This is a genomic window from Paraglaciecola sp. (assembly GCF_030730205.1).
Lineage (GTDB): Bacteria > Pseudomonadota > Gammaproteobacteria > Enterobacterales > Alteromonadaceae > Paraglaciecola.
In genome coordinates, this window is sequence record NZ_JANQVQ010000335.1 from 1 (window position 1) to 6,822 (window position 6,822).

5 protein-coding genes are annotated in these 6,822 nt (G+C 37.7%); 4 read left to right on the top strand and 1 reads right to left on the bottom strand.

Annotated features, from left to right (window positions below; translation table 11 throughout):
* Positions 1-141 precede the first annotated feature (141 nt).
* Positions 142-669, bottom strand: coding sequence for a hypothetical protein (locus NWQ57_RS22135; protein ID WP_306024359.1), 528 nt, complete (start codon positions 667-669; stop codon positions 142-144).
* A gap of 174 nt (positions 670-843) precedes the next feature.
* Between NWQ57_RS22135 and NWQ57_RS22140 the strand changes: the two genes are divergently transcribed.
* From NWQ57_RS22140 to NWQ57_RS22155, 4 genes are all read left to right on the top strand, one after another.
* Positions 844-1,281, top strand: coding sequence for a MarR family winged helix-turn-helix transcriptional regulator (locus tag NWQ57_RS22140; protein ID WP_306024360.1), 438 nt, complete (start codon positions 844-846; stop codon positions 1,279-1,281).
* Between the two features lie 294 nt (positions 1,282-1,575).
* Positions 1,576-2,130 carry a hypothetical protein gene (locus NWQ57_RS22145; protein ID WP_306024361.1) on the top strand — a complete coding sequence of 185 codons (555 nt, stop codon included), beginning with the start codon at positions 1,576-1,578 and terminating at the stop codon, positions 2,128-2,130.
* Positions 2,123-3,535 carry a hypothetical protein gene (locus tag NWQ57_RS22150; protein ID WP_306024362.1) on the top strand — a complete coding sequence of 471 codons (1,413 nt, stop codon included), beginning with the start codon at positions 2,123-2,125 and terminating at the stop codon, positions 3,533-3,535. Before NWQ57_RS22145 ends, NWQ57_RS22150 begins: the two co-directional genes overlap by 8 nt.
* Before the next feature lie 13 nt (positions 3,536-3,548).
* Positions 3,549-6,626, top strand: coding sequence for a hypothetical protein (locus NWQ57_RS22155; RefSeq protein ID WP_306024363.1), 3,078 nt, complete (start codon positions 3,549-3,551; stop codon positions 6,624-6,626).
* Positions 6,627-6,822 lie beyond the last annotated feature (196 nt).

The following is a 6,822-nucleotide window of genomic DNA, read 5'->3' on the forward strand; positions in this document are numbered from 1 at the left end:
GATGAAGAGTTGGTCGAATGATCTTCCCCTAAAATCGTAGACACTTTTTACTTAGTTAGCAGATGATCCGGAAACGTAGGTCAAAGGGCATGCAATTTATCACTTTAAAAATCGATAAATTACAGCCCTTTGAATAGTTTCTTAAAACCTTAATGGTAGGGGATAAGGAAAATCAACCCATGACTCTGGACTGAATCTCGAATTTAACAACCGGTTAATCAACCTCGACTTAGGCCTGTGACCCAACAAAAACATAATAAAGTCATCTGGGTAATGACGTAAACTGTGTTTGAAAATCGCATCAATCATCTCGTCTATCGGAGTACTCTCGTAAATGTCGATCAGATAAATCCACGACAGTATCTTAATTTGCGTTTCCGATAGATTGCGAACCTTAAGCACATTCAAACGAGCTGAATTGGGCGCACTAATATATGCTTTAGCCATGATTTTGAAGTGTGAGATCGACATATATTGCTTATTGTGTTTTACAACGAAGGGCATAGGCAGGCTAAACGGATTTTCAGCCTCTAACTGCACACCAAACTTAAATGATTCGCGAAGCTCAGCTATATTTAAAAAACATACAAATGCTGGTTCAGCTAGGGGATGAATCCCAATCTCATTAACCTTCTTCGAGCTGATTTTTACTTCCATTTTGTCAAACATCTTTATTTCCTTTTTTGATTAACGACGCTTAACTTAGTCGATCTCAAAAAAAAGCGGAAAAAGCTTCAAATATGCATAAATATCGATATAACAAGATAGAAGCCCTCTTAAAGGTTGCATATGCAACTATCTTTTATCAAAATGAAATACCTTTAATTAAGGAGTGTTGTGAATATGACTTTTGATCTTCGGCATAGAATGATGCCGTCACATTTTAAGGGCGTACTTGGTCTAGTCGAGAAAAACCTAGCCTCGGCCTATAAACAAGAGGATCTGACTGAAATACAATTCCAAATATTGGATGCATTATCTGGGAGCAAACGGTTTAATAACCAAGAATTTAGTCAAAAGTTGTTAGTACAAGTAACGGGTTTACCTAAACATAAAATCACTAGAAATTTAGACATTCTTGAACAAAGAAAATTACTCATGCGAGTTGATGATAAGCTTTCACGAAGATGTAAGAATATTCATTTAACTGAAGAGGGAAGTAAATTAGCCTACGAGGTTTCGGCTATATATAACAAGGCGTGCGCAGACGTTTTCTCTGTTTTGAGTGACGACGAATGCTCCATGCTTCAAAAACTACTTTTAAAGTTACGCGGGGTATAACTTTATTTTCAAGATATTGAAACACTATCCGTAATCACAAATTTGTAAATTTCTTCTACAACCAAAACCATCGAAATAAAAAACCTTCTTAAATTGCACTTTGGGTGCTCTCCTACATCTATCATAAAGATTCTTAGCGTTAAAACATACTTCACATGCGATCAAACAAACTGTTGTATTTGCAACAGTTTAAGTGGCTAAAGATTATCATTTTAAAATATCCCCGCTCGTAAAGCGGAAAACCTAAAAGATCGTGTCAACATAAGTTGTGAATTTGAATATAAAGGATGTTTTATGCAACTCAATTCACAACTTAAGCAAGTCGATCTGCGAAGAATACAAATAGCAGACGAAGCAAAAGAGGCATTTGCTCTTAGCTCTAGTTTTAACTATCAAATGGACTCGAGTTTACTTAACTCTCGTGTACACGCAAATCAGCCATGGGATTTTGAAATACCCTTCGCTTATATGAGTGAGGGCCTAATTCGGGTTTTTGCTGGTTGGGTTTCACTCCAAAGGCCATTTCAATCATTGTTACCGCGATCAAAGTTAATTTGTACGCGAGTGTTTGAAGACAGGCCAAGGAGTCTAGAAACAATAGCATGGCAATACGTCATGCATACATTGTCTAGATGTCAGCACCGGAATTTTGCTCTTGCTTATGTTGCGAAAATGGTTGAGCTTTGTCCAAATTCAACTCTGCAAAAACTAACAAAATCGTCCAGTAGTGCCAGTATTGAATCTGCTGTAATGACACTGTGTTCTGAAACTAGACAGCCTGTGCGCACACAAATCAAAAGACTGGCAAAGAGCAAGCAAGTTCAAGGCTGGAGGGTAGGAAATGTTTAGCCCTTCAAAAGATAAAAGAAAACAGAATCAGTCTTTATATTCGACTGCACACATAATCAAACGTAAAAAGAGATTATTGGGAGATGTGACGTGTTTGACAAATAGCGTTGTTAAGCCAGTCGTTATTAAATGTGCTCAAAATATTAATCTTGGCTTAGCCCCAAGTTATATTCTAGCCAGCCTTTTTACTGGGCGAAGCCTATTGCAATTGCTTGAGGCAAACATTGAAGTGCCAAATGAAGAACCTGGTGGTCAAATGAATCGAGCGTTCTATCTGCTTTCAAATTGGCAGCACCCAGTATTGAAACTACCTAGCAAATATCTTAGTTATTTTATGGTGCCTGATAGCAAAGGTGAAGTTTTGTTGCCATTGGAACTGCTGAAAGCCTTTCAAAAATCGCAGGATGAAGACTTAGTGATTGAAGATCTTGAGACTGAAGTAAAAGAGTTCATACAGCAAAATTTTGCAGGACTTTTTCAGCATATCAATCTGACGAGAATTCAAAATCACTTTAGTCACTTAGCGCCGAAATTCGGACTTTCAAGAGCAGACGTTGCATTTATTGCAGACTACGATCTGTTAGATAATCCGCATTGCAGCTACGGCCTCTTTGACGCTAGCCATATTATGCAAAAACACGCGCAATACATTAGTTCTCTTATAAAAGAAGCTGGTTTGTCTGGTTTTCAAGTCCAGAAGATTGACAAAAAATCTTTTTTTGGCAGTCATCGAGTATTAAAAGGCTATTCTGTTTCAGATTTTTTTAAATATTGTGTGAGACAAATTACTCGCAATCCTTCGACACATGCAGAACTTTTAAAGTCGTTTAACTTTTATACATTCTACGTTGTTACATTTCTTGAGTTAGGCACACTGCACCGACCTATACTCAGCGAATTTGGCAAGCTGGAAAGTTTTGATTTAATCAACGGTAACGTTGTAATTATTGATAAAGGTGAGCAGAGCTACCGGGTTATTCCGCTAAGTCAGACTGCCTGCACTATCCTCAATGCTTACATTAAATACCTTAAAAATCTAATTAGTGATCTGCGATTCACCTACCCAGAAATTTCGAATGCAATTGCGGGGGCTCTGATGAGTGACCGTGGCCTTTTTCAACTTTGGGATAGCAGGGGTATCAAGCCATACCACCCAAATAACGTATATACGTTGATCGAGTCAATTTTTCCTTTCCCGCAAAATTGGGCAAGACATTACATCGCAACAATGCTCATGAATGATGGTGTGTCTAGGAACTTAATTGAAGCCTACATGGGGCATGCCCCGTCAGGTGACCAATTGTATAACGAATACAGCTCTTTTGATTTCAATCATAACCGAATTCTGAGCGACAAAATCGATAAACATATAATACAAGATTTAAATTTACCGCTAATAATTTAGAAGAGGAATTGTCATGGAAGACAAACAAGCAAATAAATCAACGATATATCAAGTTGATTCAGGACAAGTAAAACTGAACTTACTAGCGGTTGAAGATTGCATCATGTCGATGCAATCTAACCAAATAACGCGAATTGTAATTGAAAACTTGGGGTTGAACTGTAGGCTCTCTGAGCTTGATAGCATTGTACTCAGTGATAATGAGAAAAAGCTTTTAAAGAATAATAATGAACTGGCTAAAAATGTTGTAAACCAGTATTTCAAGTCGCACTCGCCAGCGAAAAGGATAGTTATTGAAGAACTCGAAAAGACATACAAACCAATTTATGAAAAACGAGTTGTTGCAAGAACTATCAATACTCTCAATGTTAAAACACAGATTCTTGCAAATAAGCTTTCGCAGTTCTTAGCTCATCACTTCGATATAATAACCCAATCACCCCAACCGACTTATGAGTTTTTACTCGAAAATGTGGTTGTTTTTGCAGCTTTAGATGGTTTGGCGTTTGATGAAGTAATGGAGAGTCTCGTTGAGACATTACAAACTGAACTCAAACCAATTACGATTGTAAATGAACAGGTGTTTATTGACCTTATCTACAAAAAAGCGGGGCATCCCACAAACTCATATTTAGATGAAACTGCTGTAACGGTAAGGCGCTGGTACCCCACATCTCTCGGCAAAGCTGCGATTACAGCATTCTTGAAAAAGAAATCTTTATGTGTGGATGTGAAAAAGTTATCAATGTCTTCCATTTTTAAAAGCGTCTTGTCTCGATTTAACAAGACAACAGATATTCCACTCGCTAAAACAAAAAAGTTCTTTCCGGCACTCTTTATTGCTGGATTGAGATTAAGGTGCATGTCAATACCATATTTCTTGCAGCACTACGCTACAGGAAACCTTTACAGTGCTTCAATGCCTACAGAATCACTGCTGGCTCTACACAACAAAGTTATAAAAAATAATGTGGTCAGTAGCGAGGGTAAAACAGAGATACTAGATATCCGTCAGATCCAAAATAACGAAACAGAATATCTCAACGATCATGCTGTGCTTGATGACATTAAGAAAATATTGCGAGATGAAATCGACGAAGAGCAATCGCGTTACATCACATTGAACAAGCTAAAACAACTACGTATTAAATACGACTTTAATGTTCAGACAGAATTGGTTTTTGAATGGTTCCTTGAGAATTTAACCAATAATAACTGGAAGCACGGCTTGGGCACTGGCAATCGTTATCTGAATGCCATAGGGGAAGTCTGGATAGAGACCTGGAGAGGCGCAAATATCTTAGAAGTGGGAAGTGATGACATGGATATTTTGTTCGAACATATGATTGAGCAACGCATTGACCAAGACTCAACTGCTCGCGATACTCTCTTCTTACTATTTAAGTTTATCGCAAGTCGTTACACAATTGCAGTACCAGAGTCAGTGACAGATAATGTGAATGCATGGCACGTGCGCTGTGAATATATACCTGAGCACTTTTATGATCGTCTTCGAGCGGATCTGCAATCGAAATATCAAAGTAAAAATGAAAGATTCCGACTTACCGTTGATGTGATACTGATATTTTTGCGAAGAGGTCTCTTTCGCCCCTCTGAATTGTTCAAGTTACAAATGCGTGATATTGAATCGACAGAAGAACTTTGGATTTATCTTCGAAAAAATGTCTTTGGCAGAGTTAAAACGTTTAGTGCGACCCGACAAATACCACTCGGTATTTTGATAAAGCCAGATGAACGAATCATTGTTAATTATTTTCTGTCTATGCGAAAAGTTGAGACAGAGCACAGAGAAAAAGCCTTGTTATTTTCAAAGCAAACAAATCATAATGTCATATTCGATAGTAAAACTTTTTTACCTCAAATAACCGAGTTACTTTCAAGTTACGCTGGGCACAGATTAGTTGCATATCAGTTTCGCCATAGTGGTATCTCAAATTTACAATTAATACTGTTTGGCACTGAAGAGTCTGCAGTTCGTTACACGCTTTATTCTACTGAACAAGTGCAAAAAATTCGTCGCTTCTTTGCATCACACGAAAATGACCTTTACTACCAGATTTCAAGCGTCGCAGGCCACCTTAGCCCACGAACGACTATTACAACTTATTCTCATTTTACTGATCTGATTTTGAGTCAACATTTAGAGAAAGGTATTTTCTCTCAGTCACTAATGTTTTGGGCCAATTTATCTGGGATTTCAGTCACCAGGCTGTCTAATAACTTGAAAAGACCACATGGTCCAAATGAACGTGTTAGTAACCATGACGTAAGTGAATTTTTTGATCAGCAAATCAAAAAGTATTCACTCTTAGCTGTACAATCTGGGAAGCCTGTTTTATCCGAGAGTGCGACTTTAGATATTTCTCTTAAGCCTTCACTCGAGCATTGCGAACGAATATTAAAGCAATACGACAATCTTAAATCGTTGGATGACATATGTTTAACACTGACTTTACCTGAAAAATATGTAAAAGCAGTTATTGAGGCCGCTACATTAATCAAAAATCATCCTGCTTATCAAACAAAAAGAGGAAGATCGAGGCTTATCAGTTCTCTTTCAAATAGCATTAGACCTGCGACAATGTCGTCAAAAGAGGAAGACGCTGATCGCCTCAAAATTTGTGAGTTGTTGATGACACACTATGAGAAAAAACCGAAATTTACAAGACAGATTATCCATCATCTTCTTTCGTCAACTGTTAATGATCACAGTTACGTTTCATTAAACTCTGTTAAACGTACTGGTCAGTTTATCCACTTTTTTCAAGCATTGTTAACCAAAGAGCGCTGGTACATAAGCATTCAACCTTCAGCTGATTTTTCGGGTATTGAAATATGGCAAAGTATCAAAGCGAGAGTTGGCAATATGTCCGTTAGTGATAAAACTAAAAAGAATAAAAACATGTTTCCCGAGGGGCAGGCCAATTTGTATCTACTGCACCCAGATGCAACTGATATTATGGATAAAAGACCACAACAACAGATGAGCAAGTACTCCACCAACTCCCTGAAAAACGCCTGTCATTGGGTTGCAATCCACCTAAAGTCAATTCAATTGTATGCTGAGTAACCAATATCAATTGATCAGTCCACTTTTAGTTTATGGCATTAAGCCATGTGCAATATTATCGATTTGGTGTCAGAAACTCCAGAGTAAGCTTTGCTTTACAAAAACGTTCAGATCTCATGAATTTTGTGTAACTCTGTGATTGGTTTACTGTTTCTTGTTATTAGAACGTGAGTCCAGTTCTTGGACTCAAATTTGC

What these genes read in the sequence shown, in the direction of transcription:
- NWQ57_RS22135 (WP_306024359.1), bottom strand. Translation starts at nt 669, where the DNA reads ATGTTTGACAAAATGGAAGTAAAAATCAGCTCGAAGAAGGTTAATGAG.
- NWQ57_RS22140 (WP_306024360.1), top strand. Translation starts at nt 844, where the DNA reads ATGACTTTTGATCTTCGGCATAGAATGATGCCGTCACATTTTAAGGGC.
- NWQ57_RS22145 (WP_306024361.1), top strand. Translation starts at nt 1,576, where the DNA reads ATGCAACTCAATTCACAACTTAAGCAAGTCGATCTGCGAAGAATACAA.
- NWQ57_RS22150 (WP_306024362.1), top strand. Translation starts at nt 2,123, where the DNA reads ATGTTTAGCCCTTCAAAAGATAAAAGAAAACAGAATCAGTCTTTATAT.
- NWQ57_RS22155 (WP_306024363.1), top strand. Translation starts at nt 3,549, where the DNA reads ATGGAAGACAAACAAGCAAATAAATCAACGATATATCAAGTTGATTCA.